The organism is Metallosphaera yellowstonensis MK1, from assembly GCF_000243315.1.
GTDB lineage: Archaea > Thermoproteota > Thermoprotei_A > Sulfolobales > Sulfolobaceae > Metallosphaera > Metallosphaera yellowstonensis.
Genome location: NZ_JH597770.1, coordinates 711,852 through 727,347, shown reverse-complemented (window position 1 = coordinate 727,347; position 15,496 = coordinate 711,852). Strand labels below are relative to the sequence as shown.

Annotated in this window: 14 protein-coding genes and 2 pseudogenes; 7 read left to right on the top strand and 9 right to left on the bottom strand. The window is 51.5% G+C overall.

Translation table 11 applies throughout. The features are described from left to right. Nucleotides 1-134 precede the first annotated feature (134 nt). Nucleotides 135-521 carry a type II toxin-antitoxin system VapC family toxin gene (locus METMK1DRAFT_RS14830; RefSeq protein ID WP_009075688.1) on the bottom strand — a complete coding sequence of 129 codons (387 nt, stop codon included), beginning with the start codon at nt 519-521 and terminating at the stop codon, nt 135-137. Further along, the gene (locus METMK1DRAFT_RS14825) at nt 508-780 is read right to left on the bottom strand and encodes a hypothetical protein (protein WP_009075686.1); all 273 of its coding nucleotides are present in this window, start codon (nt 778-780) and stop codon (nt 508-510) included. Before METMK1DRAFT_RS14825 ends, METMK1DRAFT_RS14830 begins: the two co-directional genes overlap by 14 nt. Before the next feature lie 204 nt (nt 781-984). On the opposite strand from METMK1DRAFT_RS14825, the gene METMK1DRAFT_RS20180 reads away from it, so the two are divergent. Continuing rightward, on the top strand, nt 985-1,188 hold the full coding sequence (locus METMK1DRAFT_RS20180) for a hypothetical protein (protein ID WP_009075685.1): 204 nt from the start codon (nt 985-987) through the stop codon (nt 1,186-1,188). A gap of 287 nt (nt 1,189-1,475) precedes the next feature. Next, nucleotides 1,476-2,477, top strand: a pseudogene (locus METMK1DRAFT_RS20175) (IS701 family transposase). A gap of 43 nt (nt 2,478-2,520) precedes the next feature. Here the strand turns inward: METMK1DRAFT_RS20175 and METMK1DRAFT_RS14805 are convergent. The 7 genes and pseudogenes from METMK1DRAFT_RS14805 to METMK1DRAFT_RS14775 form a co-directional block, all read right to left on the bottom strand. Then, a pseudogene (locus METMK1DRAFT_RS14805) lies at nt 2,521-2,748 on the bottom strand (helix-turn-helix domain-containing protein); the annotation flags it as partial. Between the two features lie 366 nt (nt 2,749-3,114). After that, a complete protein-coding gene (locus METMK1DRAFT_RS14800; protein ID WP_009075675.1) occupies nt 3,115-5,070 on the bottom strand; it encodes a class II glutamine amidotransferase in 1,956 nt (651 codons plus the stop codon). Then, entirely contained in the window at nt 5,067-7,205 is a 2,139-nt protein-coding gene (locus METMK1DRAFT_RS14795) for a glutamate synthase-related protein (protein WP_048088047.1), read from the bottom strand. The genes METMK1DRAFT_RS14800 and METMK1DRAFT_RS14795 overlap by 4 nt, the downstream gene beginning before the upstream one ends. A gap of 265 nt (nt 7,206-7,470) precedes the next feature. Next, on the bottom strand, nt 7,471-7,719 hold the full coding sequence (locus METMK1DRAFT_RS14790; protein ID WP_052300234.1) for a KEOPS complex subunit Pcc1: 249 nt from the start codon (nt 7,717-7,719) through the stop codon (nt 7,471-7,473). Beyond that, nucleotides 7,706-8,719, bottom strand: coding sequence for an SSO0295 family DNA-binding domain-containing protein (locus METMK1DRAFT_RS14785; protein WP_009075669.1), 1,014 nt, complete (start codon nt 8,717-8,719; stop codon nt 7,706-7,708). Before METMK1DRAFT_RS14785 ends, METMK1DRAFT_RS14790 begins: the two co-directional genes overlap by 14 nt. Continuing rightward, nucleotides 8,688-9,617 (bottom strand): lysylphosphatidylglycerol synthase domain-containing protein, encoded by a 930-nt coding sequence (locus METMK1DRAFT_RS14780; protein WP_009075667.1) that lies wholly within the window; start codon nt 9,615-9,617, stop codon nt 8,688-8,690. The genes METMK1DRAFT_RS14785 and METMK1DRAFT_RS14780 overlap by 32 nt, the downstream gene beginning before the upstream one ends. Before the next feature lie 7 nt (nt 9,618-9,624). Continuing rightward, nucleotides 9,625-10,503, bottom strand: coding sequence for a HesA/MoeB/ThiF family protein (locus METMK1DRAFT_RS14775; RefSeq protein ID WP_245544657.1), 879 nt, complete (start codon nt 10,501-10,503; stop codon nt 9,625-9,627). Nucleotides 10,504-10,609: 106 nt separating this feature from the next. Between METMK1DRAFT_RS14775 and METMK1DRAFT_RS14770 the strand changes: the two genes are divergently transcribed. The 5 genes from METMK1DRAFT_RS14770 (at nt 10,610) to aroB (ending at nt 15,495) form a co-directional block, all read left to right on the top strand. Further along, nucleotides 10,610-11,431, top strand: coding sequence for a transketolase (locus METMK1DRAFT_RS14770; RefSeq protein ID WP_009075662.1), 822 nt, complete (start codon nt 10,610-10,612; stop codon nt 11,429-11,431). Next, nucleotides 11,400-12,338 carry a transketolase family protein gene (locus tag METMK1DRAFT_RS14765; protein WP_009075660.1) on the top strand — a complete coding sequence of 313 codons (939 nt, stop codon included), beginning with the start codon at nt 11,400-11,402 and terminating at the stop codon, nt 12,336-12,338. The genes METMK1DRAFT_RS14770 and METMK1DRAFT_RS14765 overlap by 32 nt, the downstream gene beginning before the upstream one ends. A 91-nt stretch (nt 12,339-12,429) precedes the next feature. Beyond that, the gene (locus METMK1DRAFT_RS14760) at nt 12,430-13,491 is read left to right on the top strand and encodes a chorismate mutase (RefSeq protein ID WP_048088157.1); all 1,062 of its coding nucleotides are present in this window, start codon (nt 12,430-12,432) and stop codon (nt 13,489-13,491) included. Beyond that, complete coding sequence (gene aroF / locus METMK1DRAFT_RS14755) at nt 13,460-14,455, top strand: 3-deoxy-7-phosphoheptulonate synthase (protein ID WP_009075656.1); 996 nt, start codon at nt 13,460-13,462, stop codon at nt 14,453-14,455. The genes METMK1DRAFT_RS14760 and aroF overlap by 32 nt, the downstream gene beginning before the upstream one ends. Further along, nucleotides 14,452-15,495 carry a 3-dehydroquinate synthase gene (gene aroB, locus METMK1DRAFT_RS14750; protein WP_009075654.1) on the top strand — a complete coding sequence of 348 codons (1,044 nt, stop codon included), beginning with the start codon at nt 14,452-14,454 and terminating at the stop codon, nt 15,493-15,495. The genes aroF and aroB overlap by 4 nt, the downstream gene beginning before the upstream one ends. The last annotated feature ends 1 nt before the right edge of the window (nt 15,496 follow it).

The window sequence follows — 15,496 nt, the reverse complement described above, 5'->3', positions numbered from 1 at the left end:
AGGATCAATTAAGTCACTTTCATTCTATAGAAACAAATAGAAATCGCAATGGAGCCCTGAATCGCCCATGGTTTCCAATTCGGTAATATGCAGAAAAATTGTAACGCATGCGTTAAGTTACAGTTGATTTTCGATCAGTCTTTTTTGTTAATTTCTGCAAATGCATTCAACAATGCTTGATCAAAAGTCACTAACCTCTTAATTTTTAGCCTCTTCGAGAGGGATAAGGTAGTGCAATCGGTAAAACTTAATTTATTAAACTTGTTGAACAGTCCCCACGCTGTTCTGAAGTCCTCATCATCAACTCTTATAATGTGCAAATTCTCTAAAATATTCTCACCTACCTCTATGGCTATCCACGGAACCTTAGCCCTTAAAAATGTCACTACCTCGTCAAAGATATAATCCGAAATAACTAGCTTGTCGTTAGTTACCTCGTTGAAGATCTTCAGAGCCTCTTCGTGCCTGGAATCCCTTCTATTATAAAAAGCTATTAGGAAGCTCGTGTCAAGGATTATCATATATTACACTGTCGACGTCAATATTACTAGTATCAATACCCCAATCTTTTATAGCTTCCTTCATTTTCTCGTAATTTTTGCTTTTGAACTTCTTCATCACATAATCAAAAAACGACTCCTTATTATCAATGGCAAAGGATATGAGGTAATCTTGTAGTTCGTCCATAGTTAGCTTAATATTTGACATCAATAAGATCTCAGCCCTTAAATTCTCAAGATCAAGCTTGGTTTTGTCCTTAACTTTTATTGTAGTAGCCACAAATTGAGGTATACTTTTCTACTAAATATACTTTTCCACCGTACTTTAAATGGCTGTTGAGAGATCTAAGCAATATGCTTTGTGGATAGCTTCAGAGAGCGATTCAGGTTTCCTTGTAATTCACTTTATTTCTATAAAATAAGATTAGAATAATTGATTGTACACTAAGACGAAGTAATACTAATAGGGGCTGAATCCTTTTTCATGTTAATAGAAATCCTTTTGTCTGTTTATAACAAATTTTTGTTGATTATTGATGATCTCTCACACCGATGTGGGCAAAAGGGTGGGAGTGATCGCGGAGATGTGATCCCCGTTCCGTTGGAGTCCCATGACCCACAGTGGTTGAGGGCTAAGTCCCTACACTCGATCATGATTGAAGATAAAATGTGTGAAATGAGAGCGTAGGGACAAACGGAGATCTGTATTACACAGATCTGACTAATATGTTTTATATAAGGAAGTCAAACCCTACCAGAGGTTCTACTACTTATCAACTAACTCAGAGAGGGCTAGAATGTGCAACTAAACTAATTAAAGGAGAGATCTCGTCAGTAGAAGAATGTTAATGTGTTTACCCGTGGCGTAACTTATCCTTAGTTTTACAGCAGTTATGGGAATCTTAGGGAGGTAATACCAAGAAGTCGGTATTAGCGAGAAGTTTTAGTTTTCGACGTCGTCCTGCTGAAAAGATACTGAACGGAAAGGGACCGATCGAGTTGGCTAGGGAGAGGCTGGTCAAGGCGGTCAACAGGCTGGGCGTGGTCAGGAGGAACGGGAGGAGCAGGAAGGTCGGGTTGGCGCTAGTCCTCATGGTCCTGGTAGGTGGGAGGGCCAGCGTGAGGAACGCGGCCGAGACGTTCGGGTTGGAACGTGAATTGATGGGGCGTTGGGAGAACTCGACGACGCGTGGAGGGACTACCTGGAGGTCCTGTCGGGGCTGGTGAAGGGTCAGGTCGTCATCATAGACGACACCGTGGACCACAACGCTCCAGGGGGAAGGACGTGAGCCCCACGGGAACCACTGGACCTACTGCCACACCCACGGGAGGTTCGAGAGGGCCAAGCTCCTCACGGTCGCCATAGTGGACCTCTCCACGGGCAGGATGTTCATGGTGGGAGCTTTCCCCTACGCCGTGAGGAAGATGTTGATTTAGGATGGTCAACGAGTTCAAGACCGAGATCGACGTGGCCAGATGTTGGACGTGCTCAAGGGGCGCTTCCGGTAGCCAGGGTCGTCTTCGACCCTAGTACTAGTCCGAGAAGCTCGTGACGGACAACGTGGTGTCTGAGCCCAAGTCCAACCGAGCTCAGGGTCGAGTCGGTCCAGGGGACCCTCGAGGAGGTGGAGGGACACCTCCGAATGGGATACCCCTGGAGTCTACTTCACCTCCCTGACCCTGGGAGGCCGAGCGATTACGGTGAAGTTGCTCGCAGGAACACGACTCCGGGACACACGCCAGATACCTCTACACCACCGACCTCTCGCTCAGCGAGGAGGAAGCCTGTCGTGTGGGAGATCGAGTACCTCCAAGGGACGTCAAGGCCCTGGGACTCCTCATACTGGAGGAGGGAGAGGCTTCAGGGTCACCTCACGATCTTCACCATCGTGACCAACGTCGTCAGGGAGCTGGTGGGGAGCTGAACCTGAGGAGCGTGGAGGCGTTCCTCAGGTCCTCGAGCGCCATTTAGGCTGACCACCCAGGCTGATGAAAATCTTTAAGTTACGTTAAAGTCCCATAACTGCTGTACTTGGTTTACCAAGTCGTCCTTTCGCGTGTTCGATACCCTAGCGTATAATGCCACTTTCCTTTTTCTAACAATACCCATCAGTTTTTCGACGTCCTCCTCCCTGAACCTCAACTTCCCGCTCTGCACTACTGGTTTAATGTAACCCTTCTTAACGTAGCTCTGCAACGTGCGGTAGGACATTCCCAGTTTTTGGCACACTTCCTTAGGTTTCAGCATCATAATAAAACTCACATATAAATTATATAAACTTCACGGTTTACCTGGAACTGTTGACAACGGCTATCCCGTGTCTCTTCTTGATTTCCTCCGCCTCCGTAACTGTGTCTTGGTTGATCTCGGTGATCTTGAGCATACGTGATAACCATTCGACGAACTCCCTAGCGTAGGCGCTAGCGTCTTTTAATCCTGATGCTTTATTTGTAAAACACTAAATGATGAAAAGACACAAACTTTACGGCTCTCATTGGAAACCGTTAACGACGGCGATTGCGTCTCACCAGGACGTTTAAGGTCGGAACAAGCTCATAAAAAGCCTCAATTAGCGTTCTTCCTAAATTCCTCCGAGTCCTCGTTCTCTTATGGTCACTTCTTGATTTCCTTCCTAGCTCTTATCACCGTGAACTTCTCGCCCAACAACTCCCGGCACTTGGTGCCCATGTAGGAGTCGTAGCTCATCAACACGGGAGTGAGCTCCTTGATCTCTTCCTCAGTTAGCTCCCTGTACTCATAGGAGGGTATGCCTACCTTTTCTTCGAAGAGTCTCCTGGCGTAGTTCTTAGCCTCACCCTCAAGTTTGTCCATGACCTCCAGGTAGGACAGGGACTCGTATTTCTTGTAGTCCTCGATCATTCCTTCCAACGCTAGAGCCTTGAGGAGTCTGAGCATCTCCGTCCTGTTGGGTTGCATCCCTACCCTCGACGGGTCTACTTTTCCCCTGACGAATATCCTCCCTCCTACCATCCCAGTCCCTACGTAGTAGCCTGTCTTCTCTCCCCTGTTCCTCAGTCCTAGAACTACTATCACCCCTCCAGCCATGTATTCGCCTAAATAGTCGTCAACCCTGCCTCCTATGACCAAGTAAGGCCTCTTGAAGCCGTACTCCCTCATCTGTATTCCTACCCTATTACCTGCGTTCCCGCCCACGAACACCTCCCCTCCCTGGAGGGTCTGAGCCAACACGTCCCTCGCGTCACCGGTTATGACCACTCTCCCTCCGTGCATTGTGTCACAGCAGTCGTCGGCGACGTTTCCATAGACGAGGAATTCGTTGTTTTCGTTGAGGTTGGCCAGCGCGTTACCTACCACTCCGTAGAGTTTGACCCTCAACCCAGCCCTAGGGAAGGTTATCCCCACGAACCTGTGTCCCATGACGTTGACTACCTTGACTTCACCCTTCCCCGCGTACTTCATTATCTCCCTGTTCAAATCCTTGTAACCTACCTTACTGGCATCCACGTCGTAGTCTCCCTCGTAGCTGGGGGGAGGTGGAGAGAAGCTCTCCACTTCCTGGACATCCCTCCCGTAACTGACCACTCCCCTCTCCAGTGAGGCAATGAAGTAGGAGCCCGGACTCAAGGTCCAAACCCTAGCCTTAGGATTGAGGAGCCTTATCTGGCTCTCCTCACTAGCTACGTAATAATAGTTTTCGTCCTCACCTATGAGGACTGGCCTGAACTTGGATCTGTCGGCCAGCCCCACCAGGTAAAGGTCGTCTCCCGAGTCGTAGCCGATCACCGCGGTGAACGGTCCGTCAAGCCTGGCGTTCCTGTACAAGTAGTCATAATGTGATGAGATCAGTCCGGTTCGCCTGGAGGGGTTGACCAAGATCTTTACTGCCTCCTCCAACGGGAGACCCTCGCTTATGAGCTCCTCGAACAGGAAGGCCATCACCTCGCTGTCGGTTCCTACGAAACCTCCCCATCCCCTGGATTGGAGGAACTCAAGGTTGGCACCGAAGGAACTGACGTCACCGTTGTGTACTATGGCCACATCGAAGGAGGAGAAGGGGTGGGACCAGTAGGGGTAATGCCCTGGGGAGTTCGTGGGTTGTCTCGTGTGGGCCAACCATAGGTCTCCATCGTACTTCTCCACACCGTAAACCTTGGCTATGTCCTTGGGATAACCTACTCCCTTGAATGTGTTCAGGGACCTCCCCACACTGTATATCCTACCCTTCCTCTGACCCCAGAAGATCTCGTTGGTGTTCCTGACTACCTTCTTGAGCTGAGCCGTATTGCCTATGGAGACCTTGAAGTTGCAACTGCAAACTCCGTCGCTCTCGGTCTCTACACTTTCCTCCAGGATTTGGACCCCCTGGGACTCCAGGATCCTCCTGAGTGCCTTGGGGCCCTCTGTTAAGAAGGCCTTGACTACGTAATAGTTCTCCTCTCCCCTATTGAATACTGCGAACCCTGCCCCCTTGTCGCTACCCCTGTACCACACTGCGTTGATCGCCTTAACGACTTCCTCCCCTCTCACCTTTGGAGCGTGCTTTTTCCTGAGGACTCCGAAGACTCCACAACCAGAAGGAGAGATCATAGTGAACCGGCCTGCCTCACTCTTATCCTTCTCGCCACGTAGGAGTTCAGGTTGACTGCCCTCAGGAGCTCCCTGTTTCCTGTCAGGCTTGACTGGACGCTGTATACACCTGCAGCCCCTGCCAAGAGTGCTATCTCCTTCTTCATGCCAGCAATGAGGTTGAACGCCCTCTCTCTCAAGTTTCCCTTACTCCCCTCCCCTATGGCTACCTCCAGTACGCTGTAGGGAAGGACGACCGCGTCGGCCCCCAAGGCCACGAGCTTGAATACGTCAGCGGAGTCCCTCAGCCTCGAGGACTTGGCTATGAGGTCAAACCTGTTCCTCACCCCCGCCTCCTTAAGCCGTATGTCTGCATCGGAGAGAATGAGCTCCAAATCTTCGCCCATCGAGTCCTCGTCTATCAGGAACCCGTGGACTTCACCCTCATTGGCTGCGTCCTCTATCTCCTCTAAATCCTCCACCTTGAGGTAAGTGTCGGCTCTCTTCCTCTCACTCCAGGTCATGATCCCCCTGAAGTCCGCACTGAAGGTCACCTCCTCGTAGGGAGGAAGCGTCTCCTCCGAGAAGATCATGGAACCTAGGGCCAGGGAAGCCCAGGAGAGCGAGTTCCTATACTCGCCGGGAGCTTCGGAGACGTCAAACATCACTGGGAGCGAAAGGTACACTTCCCCTCCCTTGAGGAGGAAGCTTGTGTCGATGTCCTCCCTGTAGGGATCTATGGAAGGTCTGGTTACCTGGGCTCCGTCTGTCCTGATCCAATCCAGTATCCTGGCAGGTTTCTCCACGTCTGGAGGCGCTGTACTACCCATGCTGGTCAGGGAGGGCTCCCCCTTGTTTATGATGTCGTGCAGTGCCGTCTTCCTCCTCCTAGTCCACAGCTCCCCTAGCTTGGGGTCCAGCTCCTCAACCTCCCCCCTTATTCCCAGGATCTCCAATACGTCCCTGGAGAGTCCATATCCGTAGAGCAGGTCCCTCCTTCCCTTCAGCTCCGAGACTGAGGAGAGGCCCAGGTTGTCGAGTACGTTGGCTAACTCCAGGGTGAACCCCCTGACGAAGTTCACCAGACTCTTCACACCGAACTCGAGGTCCATTACCCTGGACCCGTCAATCCTGTTGGTGAGGGCAGTGGGACAGGAACCTATGTGACATTTGTGAACCATAACGCAACCCAAGGCGATCAGGGCCCCTGTTCCCACGCTCACCACGTCTGCCCCCAAGGCGAGGAGTTTGGCAGCGTCGGTAGCGTCAGCCACCCTGCCTGCAGCGATTATGGTGAACCCGTCCCTTAATCCCTCCCTTCTGAGAGTCGAGTCTGCAGAGGCCACTGCCAGCTCAATGGGTATGCCCACGTTATCCCTGATCACGGCAGGAGTGGCACCGGTGCCCGCACCGTGACCGTCAATTATGACTCCGTCGGCCTTCATCCTAGCTATCCCTGAGACTATATAGGGTATATAGTTCGTCGCAGCCACCTTCACGAAGACCGGTTTTCCAGTGAGCTCCTTGAGTGCCTCAATCCTCTGGCCAAGATCTTCTATGGAATATATGTCGTGATGGGGAGCTGGAGAGATGGCGTCCATCCCCACCGGTATCCTCCTGGTCTTGGATATGGGTTCGGTGACCTTACTCCCTGGGAGGTGTCCCCCAATTCCTGGCTTCGCTCCCTGTCCTATCTTTATGACGACTCCCAATCCACTTTTCAATACGTCTATGTCTACCCCGAACCTGGCTGAGGCCCACTGGACGAATATCCTCCTGTGTTTGGCCACCTCTGGGTGGAGACCACCCTCTCCAGTACCAGCCAAGGTCTCGGTGATGTCCGCTGCCTTGGCTATGGCAATGTTGGGGTTTCCACTCAGGGCCCCGTAGGACATGTCCCCCAAGTAGAGTGGTGAGCTCATCTCGATTCCTGAGAACGTTATCCGTGTGTTGGAATGGGGCTCCCTGTATATCCTATTAGTGACTCCTGGAAACTCCACCCTGTCCAATATCCTCAGACTGCTCCTCCTCGATTGCAGTATGGCGATCGGCTCTCCGGTCATGGCCAACTTCCTTATGTGCTCTAATCTGTCCACCGTCCAGAACTCGGAATCGGTCTGCTTGGGTAACGGGATATACTTATTCATTATTATCAACGGGATCGCAAATTAAGGGTAGAAACGATTGTTATATATTTGTTCATGCAGACTCACAGTGTTAACTCACGTGGATTCAAGAACTATTACCTTACTAATCCATGTATAGATTGGTTCCAAACTGGAACTTACTAGTTCTATTCCATATAATCCATAGGGAAATGGGAAGTAATATGAAAAGGATTTAATAAATAGTATGAATAGTGAGAAAGTTTTAATGACTAATATCTTGAGTTCTTTATGATAAATCGCCAGATTTCAAGTTTCAACTTCGAAGACTTTCCCTATCTCTGTTGAAGACCTTCATCAGGGCGTCTATGTGGGTCAGTATCTCGTCCGCTGTGTTCCTGAGGGTGAGGATGGATTCAACCCCCTGCATCTCAATGCCGACTATCACCTTCCCCTCTCTCCACTCCACTTTGATCTCCATTCCTTTTGGTAAGTCTACGTTGTCGACCGACAACGCCCTCGCTATCTCCTCCGCGTCCTCAGTGTCCACCTCAATCCTTATCATCATAGATCAACCCTTCCTCTGGGGAGTTGAGGAAGAACCTGGAGGACACAAACTTCTCTCCTCTCCTCAAGTACACCGGCCTCCTGTCCTTTGCTTTGCCCGCCTGTCTAAGGACGATGTATGCCAATATCGGGCTGAGATTGGAGTCAACGACGTAACGGTTACCCTCCTCGCTTACCTGAACGTTGAATCCCCTGCTCAGGAGTCCCCTGAGCCACTCCACGAAGGTCCAGAAGAGGGAAGTGTTCATGACCGCATCAAAGAGTATGGGGGAACCTTGAGTGTCCATGACGTAGAGGACTGACATCCCCAGCTCAAGGGAGTCATAGTTGTTGTAAAAGTATCTATCATCTATGACATCCTCTCTGGTAGCCTTCGGGTTCACCTTGACTAGGGAAGAGACCAGTCTAAAGAGCAAGGTGTTGAGCTTAGATTCATCGAGGTCTGAGAGTTTGGTGAACTCGTTTCCGTTGAGCTCTTTGACCAGCTTGAGAGCGTTTACGGGGTTGCCTGAGATGTCTGGCACGAACGGGTCGAGGGAGTAGAAGAGGGAGAGGAAGAGTGGTACCTCCCTGTAGGCAGGGATCTTCAGACCCTTCTCCCTGATCACCCCCAAGTTCTCCGCGTTGTTTAGGATCCTCTGTTCCCAGTCGCTGAGCTTTCTCCTACGGAGCAACACATCCGAGAAGATCCCGGCCAATATGGGAACCAAGTCCTCCACTGTGAGAGGAAGGAGAGAGGAGAAGGCCGAGCTCCCTACGAAGACCTCAACGCCCCTATACGCCACGGAATTACCTATGTCCCCCTTGTTCAGAGTGAGCTGGCAGTCAGATGAGAAGGTCACAGCGACCTCTCCGTTGAAGTACTTGGTCAGGAGTGCCGAGAATATCACTGAATCTGGATCGTAGGGGATCTTGACACAGAGCGTCTTCTCCGCGTAAGCCGAGAGGACGAGCTTCGACGCTTCCTCAGGTGCCGGGTCTCTCAGGAAGTTTTCCATTGACCCTTATTTCGTCGAATTGCTTTTTAAGCTCTCTAAGGTTTACTTCCTTTATGAAGAGAAATCCCAGGGAATAGTTCAGGAGTTCCAGTATCCTGAGTTCCAGCACCAGCTTGGGAGTGAAGTATATGGAGAGGCCCAGTTCTGCAAACCCAGAGCTTGCTGGAACAGGGATCAGCGTGGCTGCGAAGTAAGTCATGTTGACTAACACGTCCAAGGGGAGGGAGGGGACAACGTAATAGAAGGCCACAGATTGAACCACGTAGCCCAGTGCAGTAAGTAACGAATTGAATAGGAACTCCTTCTTTCCAGTGACGTCCCTCACCCTAGCCTTCCCCCTCTGGAGGAGATGATAATACTCTTGTAATTTGAGCATCTTTACGAACTTCTCCTCGGCCTTAACTACCCTCCCTGAGGTGATGACTACGTACCCAGCACCTAGGGACCAGCCCACCAGGTTTCCCAAGGTGATGAGGATGTATATCAAGTCCACTGGTGTAGCCCTCAAGAAGACCAGCAACAGGAACATGGCTGAGCCTACGGTTACGTCATAGAACGCCTCCATGAGGGAGGAGGCGAACGAATCCACGATGTGTTCTCCTCCCTTAGAGTACACAGCTGCCCTCGTCAAGTCTTGGCCGGCCCACCCTGGTATTATAAGACCAACTGCGTTCCCCAGGAGTCTGGCCTTGAACGCCTTGGCCATGGTGACCTTCGCTATCCTGGAGTCCCTAACCGAGAGGAGGATCAACTGTGCAAAGTAGCTTCCCAGGAACACGGCCAGGAGCAGAGGGTCGATGGAAGTGATAACTGACAGGAGATCTATGTGAAAGTACAGGGAGTATGAGACTATGACAGCTGGGGGTATCAGGACCGCCGCCAGGTACTTTCTCTCCATCTCACATCTATCTCCCAACCTTCTTAAAACACTTGTCGTAGCATATGAGAAGGCCCTCCTTCCCTCTTCTCACGAAGGGTTTGGGCGAGCCTGGAGGAGGTGATTCGTCAGTCCTAACTATGCCACACCTGATTCTCAGTCCCTTCAAATACATGAATTCCTCCCTGGAGCAGGCCTCACAGGAGGGGTTCCTGAGGATCTTCACGTTATCTAGGGATAGCCTCCTGGAGTCCAGGTAGATGAGGCCCTCCCTAACCTGTCCTCTCAACGCCTCCAGCATCAACTGGGCCTGAACGGTAGCCACTAGGGTGACGGTCAGCGGTGTCGTGCCTACGGTCTCACAGGTGTCCTCTCCCTCAGAGGGTTGCATGAAACAGGAGAGACAAGGGGTCGCCTTGGGGACGACTATCATGGCAGACCCGTATTCCCCGGAGACTCCTCCATAGATGAGGGGGACTCCCTCCTTGACGCAGGCATCGTTTAGGATGAGCCTGGAGTTTACGTTATCTAAGGCATCGAAGACAAAGTCTTTTCCCTTGATCAACTCCTCTGCGTTGGAGTTATCTACGACGTCCAGGACAGGTGTCACCCTCACGTCTGGGTTTATCTCCCTGGCCCTCTCAGAGCACACCTCAGCCTTAGGCCTCCCCACGTCTCTCTCAGTGAAGAGGTGAGTTCGGTGAAGATTGGACTCCTCCACCAGGTCCGGATCGACCACGGTTATGTCTCCTACACCAAGTCTCGCCAACTCCTCCACCAGGGTACTACCGAGTGCACCACACCCTGCTACGAGTACCTTCAGCGAGAAGATCCTCTCCTGAACTTCCAGTCCCAGCGTGAGGAGTTGCCTGGAGTAATAGGCCAGGTTCCTCCCTTCGATCGTCACTGATCCCCAATATAGCTGTGGGTCGTTGATTAAATAGCTAGGGGAGTAAATGATCAAAGCTTAAAAACCGATCTCCTCCATTTAGGAGGGGGAATGTTTTGCACCAATGGAGAAGGGTGGAAGTGATGGAATTCCAATATCATTAGAAGAAATAAACAAGCTTAAGGAGATATCCAATAGGGCGAGAAGGAACGTCATTAAGATGCAGTTCTACGATCAGTCTATACACGTTGGTTCATCCCTAAGTAGTATAGAGATACTTACTGCCCTGATGTTCAAGGTAATAAGGTACTCAAGCGATCCTTTAAATAGAGATTGGTTGATACTAAGTAAAGGCCACGCTGCCCCGGCCCTCTACGCCCTGTTACACGAGAAGGGTCTGATCCCAGAGGAGGAGTTGTGGAAAATACAGGACATAGCAGGTGTACTTCAGGGCCACCCAGAGACCTTCATACCTGGAGTTGACATGTCGACTGGTAGCCTGGGTCAGGGGTTAAGCTTCGGCATCGGGGTGGCAACTGGCATAAAGATGGCCAAGGGAACAGGAAGAGTCTTCGTCATCATGGGAGACGGGGAGCAAGATGAAGGAGAGATATGGGAAGCCATGACACACGCTGTGGTCAGGAACGTGGATAACCTTGTGGCGATAATAGAAATGAACGGCTTCCAGTTAGATGCCAGTACCAAAGAGGTGAAACCCAAGGACTTCTTGCCGGAGGTGTGGAGAGCTGTGGGTTGGAAAGTTTTCCACTGCGATGGCCATGACGTGGCCAGCATAATCTCGACAGTGAGCGAGGCAGTCAACGCCAGAAAGCCTTCGGTCATATTCGCGGAGACCAAGAGAGGGAAGGGATTCCCTCCCATAGAGGACACCAAGAGGCAGAGGACTGTTCCAGATGTTGCGAGGCAGTTTCTCCTCAATTCGTGAGGCCTTCGGTAAGACCCTAGTATCGCTGGGGGAGAAGGACAAGGACATTATGGTGATAACCGCAGACGTGGGGGATTCCAGTAGGGCTTCCTATTTCAGGGAGAGGTTCCCTGACAGGTACTTCAACGTAGGGATATCAGAACAGGACATGGTGAACTTTGCTGCAGGTCTCTCGGCCGTGGGCAAGAAGCCGGTGGTGGTGGGTTTTGCCATGTTCCTGATGAGGGCATGGGAACAGATGAGGAACAGTATAGGGAGGATGAACTTGAACGTGAAGGTCTTCGTCACGCACTCCGGATACAGCGACAGCGGAGACGGATCAAGTCATCAGGCACTTGAGGACATAGCCCTGATGAGGGTGATACCTAACTTCAAGGTAGTCGTTCCAGCAGACGCGGCTGAGGTCGAAAGGAGCATGGAGGTAGTCATGAACGATAAAGGACCCCTGTACTATAGGATGGGAAGGGATTACTCTCCACCCATAACGTCGACCTTGGATTACAAGTTCGAGATAGGGAAGGCATACGTCATCAAGGAGGGGGACGATCTCGCCATAATGGGGGCTGGGGTAGTGCTCTGGGATGCCCTCAAGGCCGCAGAGGAGCTGGAAAGGATGGGTATAAGCACCGCAGTGATAAACGTTCCTTCCATCAAGCCCATCGATAGTTCCACCATAGAGTACTTCGCTAGAAAGACGGGGAGGGTGCTTACTGTGGAGGAGCACAGCGTTTATGGAGGAGTCGGGTCAGCCATAGCGGAAGTTGTAGTGAAGACCTATCCAGTTCCCATCAGATTCATAGGGGCCACCACTTTCGGGAGGTCTGCCAGAAGCCAGAGAGAACTCTTGGACTATTATGGAATAACTGCTAAGAACATCGTGAACGCTTCCCTAGAGCTGATAAAATGAGCGTACTGAAGAAGGAAGCTTCTTTTATTATCGTTTTAGAGTAACTGTGGACTCACCCCGCGGGAGTCCTATCCCTGGAGAGGTCAGAGACATGGCTGAGTTGGAAAGATTGAGGAGAGAGATAGATGAGGTAGACGAGGAGCTGTTCAGGCTGTTCTTCAGGAGGTTTCAGTTGGTGGAGGAAATAGGAAAGATAAAGAAGCAGAACGGACTCACTCTCACCGATGAGAGGAGAGAGTCTGAGGTTAGGGATAGGTGGAGATCCCTGGCCAAGAAGTACGGTATACCTGAAGTCCTCGCAGATAACCTGTTGAACACATTGTTCTCGGTATCCAAGATGCGTGAACTTAACCCCTCGAGCAAGAGGAGGATAACCCTAGTGGGCTATGGAGGAATGGCTAGGTCTCTGGCCTCCCTCTTCAGGTTGGTTCGGCACGAGGTGGTGGTAACAGGGAGGAACGACAGTAAGGCCAAGTCGCTAGCCCAGGAATTCAACCTAGCTCACATGCCCATGTCTCAGGCGTTCCAGTGGGGTGAACTCATCATACTTGCCCTCCCTCCAGAGGGAGTCAAGTCGGACAGTCTGGAGAGGACTCTCCCCCTGGCCAAGGGGAGGGTAGTGATGGACATCCTCTCCTCCAAGGCCTCACTCTTCGCTGGCCTAGAGGAACTCTCGGCCAGACACGGGTTCAGGTACGTTTCCATCCACCCCCTCTTTGGACCTTACCTCTATCCTGTGGGCGAGAGGATTGCCATAATACCTTCGTCAACCTCTGGTGACGTGGAGGAAGTAGTCACGTTCTGGAGGGAATCGGGGCTCGTACCAGTGCTGACCAGTTTAGATGAGCACGAGAAGGCCATGGCACTGGTACAGGTGTTACCACACTTCTTCTTGATGGGACTGAACGCCGGTCTAGATTCCGTCGCGAAGGAGCTGAACGTTGATTACTCACGCTTTCACACTACCAACTTCAGGGAGCTCCATAAGATACTCAAGAGAATAAAGGACTTAGAGGGTGTGATCATGGAGATTCAAAGTTACAACCCTTACGCCGGTGAGGCGAGGAGGATAGGCGTGAGAGAGTTATATAACCTATTCTCTAGATTGGAGGGTGATAAGAATGATTCTGTTCGTCTTGAGGACAGGAAGTAATTCCTCTACCCTAAGGGAAAAACTGAAGTCCACTTCAGCATCTTTCAGGTTCCTCAACCTGTACGGAAAGGAAGTGGCAGTAGCCTGGCCTGATCAGGAAGTTGAGAACGTGAAGGATGAGTCGGTAGAGGTTGTAGTGAAGACTAAGAAGAGTTACGTCCTGGCAGGCAACGAGTGGAAGAAGGATCCCACTATAGTGAAGGTCAGGGACGTGGAGATAGGTGGAAACAAGGTGGTGGTGGCAGCAGGGCCCTGTGCGGTTGAGAACGAGGAGCAGACCTTAACGGTAGCCAAGGCAGTGAAGAAGGCAGGTGCCTCGCTCCTCAGGGGAGGTGCCTTCAAGCCGAGAACCAGTCCCTATTCCTTCCAGGGATTGGGGGAGGAGGGACTGAAAATATTGAGGAAGGCAAGCGAGGAGACTGGGTTGCCCGTCGTGTCGGAGATCCTGGACTCGAAGGACATAGAGGAATTCAAGAGGTACGCCGACATGGTACAGATAGGAGCTAGAAACTCACAGAACTTCACTTTGCTCAGGGAGGTGGGAAAGCTGGGAAAACCGGTGTTATTGAAGAGGGGATTGGGTAATACTGTAGAGGAACTGCTCCAGTCCGCGGAGTACATACTCATGGAAGGTAACGGTTCGGTTGTCCTCTGTGAGAGGGGCATAAGGACGTTTGAGAGGTCAACCAGGTTTACCTTGGATCTGGGAGGGATGGTGGCCGGTAAACTGATGAGTCATCTTCCCTTCTGTGCAGATCCTAGCCATCCGGCCGGTAAGAGAGAGCTCGTGCACTCCTTAGCCCTCGCGTCTGTGGCCGCTGGGGCTGACATGCTTTTGATAGAAGTTCATCCTAGACCTGAAGTTGCGCTAAGCGATTCAGAACAGCAGCTCACCCCTGACTCCTTCCATCTACTCATGGAGAGGATAAGGGCCCTCTCTCACGCCTTGGGTAGGTCTGCATGATAGAGTTAAGGGAGAGGATATGCTGCTCTGAGGTGTCGGCCAAGGTCGGAAGGGGAGTCCTCTCCGAGCTGTCTCAACTCCAGGGAATGAAGGCCTTAGTTCATCCTGTCTCCCTGAGGCCGAACTTGAGCGTGGACCTGGACCTGCCGGTTAAGGACGGAGAGAGAGGGAAGGACCTGAACAACGCCCTCAGAATCGTGGGGAAGTTGATGGACGCCGGGTTCACCAGGGGAGATCACCTGCTTGCCCTGGGGGGTGGGACTGTCTTGGACGTGGCAGGGTTCGCAGCATCCATATACATGAGGGGAATAGATCTGGTCAACATCCCTACCACCCTGCTGGGCATGGTAGACGCAGGGATAGGGGGAAAGACCGGAGTAAACTTCGGCAACGCCAAGAACATGATAGGTACCTTTTATCAGCCTTCCCTGATCTTGGTAGACACTTCGTTCCTGGACTCTCTGCCCAAGGAGGAGGTGAGGAGGGGGATAGCTGAGGTGATAAAGTACGGAGTGGTGCTGGACAAGGAACTTTACGACTTCCTCTCCCTGAATCACTCGTCCGTCCTGGAGAAGGATGATGAGGTTATGGAGAAACTCATAGGTTCCTCCATTAAGGATAAGCTCTCTGTAGTCTCAGAGGACGAGAGGGAGACCAAGGGGATAAGGATAGTCCTGAATTTCGGTCACACTGTGGGTCACGCCATAGAGGCCGCCTCCAAGTTCACGATACCTCACGGTCTGGCCATATCCGTGGGGATGGTCTGTGAGGCTAAGATTGCTGAGGAGATGGGCTATGCGGAGGAGGGAGTAGTAGAGGATGTTCTCTGGTTGCTACAACTGTTCGGACTCCCATACAGTATTGAGGCCTTGGGCGAGATTCCAGTTGAAGATGCCCTCAAGGCCCTGGGTAAGGATAAGAAGAGGAGGGGTGACACGGTACTCATGCCCTTCCCCACTAGGATCGGGAGCTGGAAGGCCGTGAGAGTACCTCTGGAGACTCTCTGGGGTTTCACGAAGCAATGCCTGGGGGGAAATTAGG

Bases quoted from the DNA above. Each gene is read 5' to 3' on its own strand.
- METMK1DRAFT_RS14830 (WP_009075688.1), bottom strand. From the start codon at position 521: ATGATAATCCTTGACACGAGCTTCCTAATAGCTTTTTATAATAGAAGG.
- METMK1DRAFT_RS20180 (WP_009075685.1), top strand. From the start codon at position 985: ATGTTAATAGAAATCCTTTTGTCTGTTTATAACAAATTTTTGTTGATT.
- METMK1DRAFT_RS14800 (WP_009075675.1), bottom strand. From the start codon at position 5,070: ATGATCTCTCCTTCTGGTTGTGGAGTCTTCGGAGTCCTCAGGAAAAAG.
- METMK1DRAFT_RS14790 (WP_052300234.1), bottom strand. From the start codon at position 7,719: ATGATAAGGATTGAGGTGGACACTGAGGACGCGGAGGAGATAGCGAGG.
- METMK1DRAFT_RS14785 (WP_009075669.1), bottom strand. From the start codon at position 8,719: ATGGAAAACTTCCTGAGAGACCCGGCACCTGAGGAAGCGTCGAAGCTC.
- METMK1DRAFT_RS14780 (WP_009075667.1), bottom strand. From the start codon at position 9,617: ATGGAGAGAAAGTACCTGGCGGCGGTCCTGATACCCCCAGCTGTCATA.
- METMK1DRAFT_RS14770 (WP_009075662.1), top strand. From the start codon at position 10,610: ATGGAGAAGGGTGGAAGTGATGGAATTCCAATATCATTAGAAGAAATA.
- METMK1DRAFT_RS14765 (WP_009075660.1), top strand. From the start codon at position 11,400: ATGTTGCGAGGCAGTTTCTCCTCAATTCGTGAGGCCTTCGGTAAGACC.
- METMK1DRAFT_RS14760 (WP_048088157.1), top strand. From the start codon at position 12,430: ATGGCTGAGTTGGAAAGATTGAGGAGAGAGATAGATGAGGTAGACGAG.
- aroF (WP_009075656.1), top strand. From the start codon at position 13,460: ATGATTCTGTTCGTCTTGAGGACAGGAAGTAATTCCTCTACCCTAAGG.
- aroB (WP_009075654.1), top strand. From the start codon at position 14,452: ATGATAGAGTTAAGGGAGAGGATATGCTGCTCTGAGGTGTCGGCCAAG.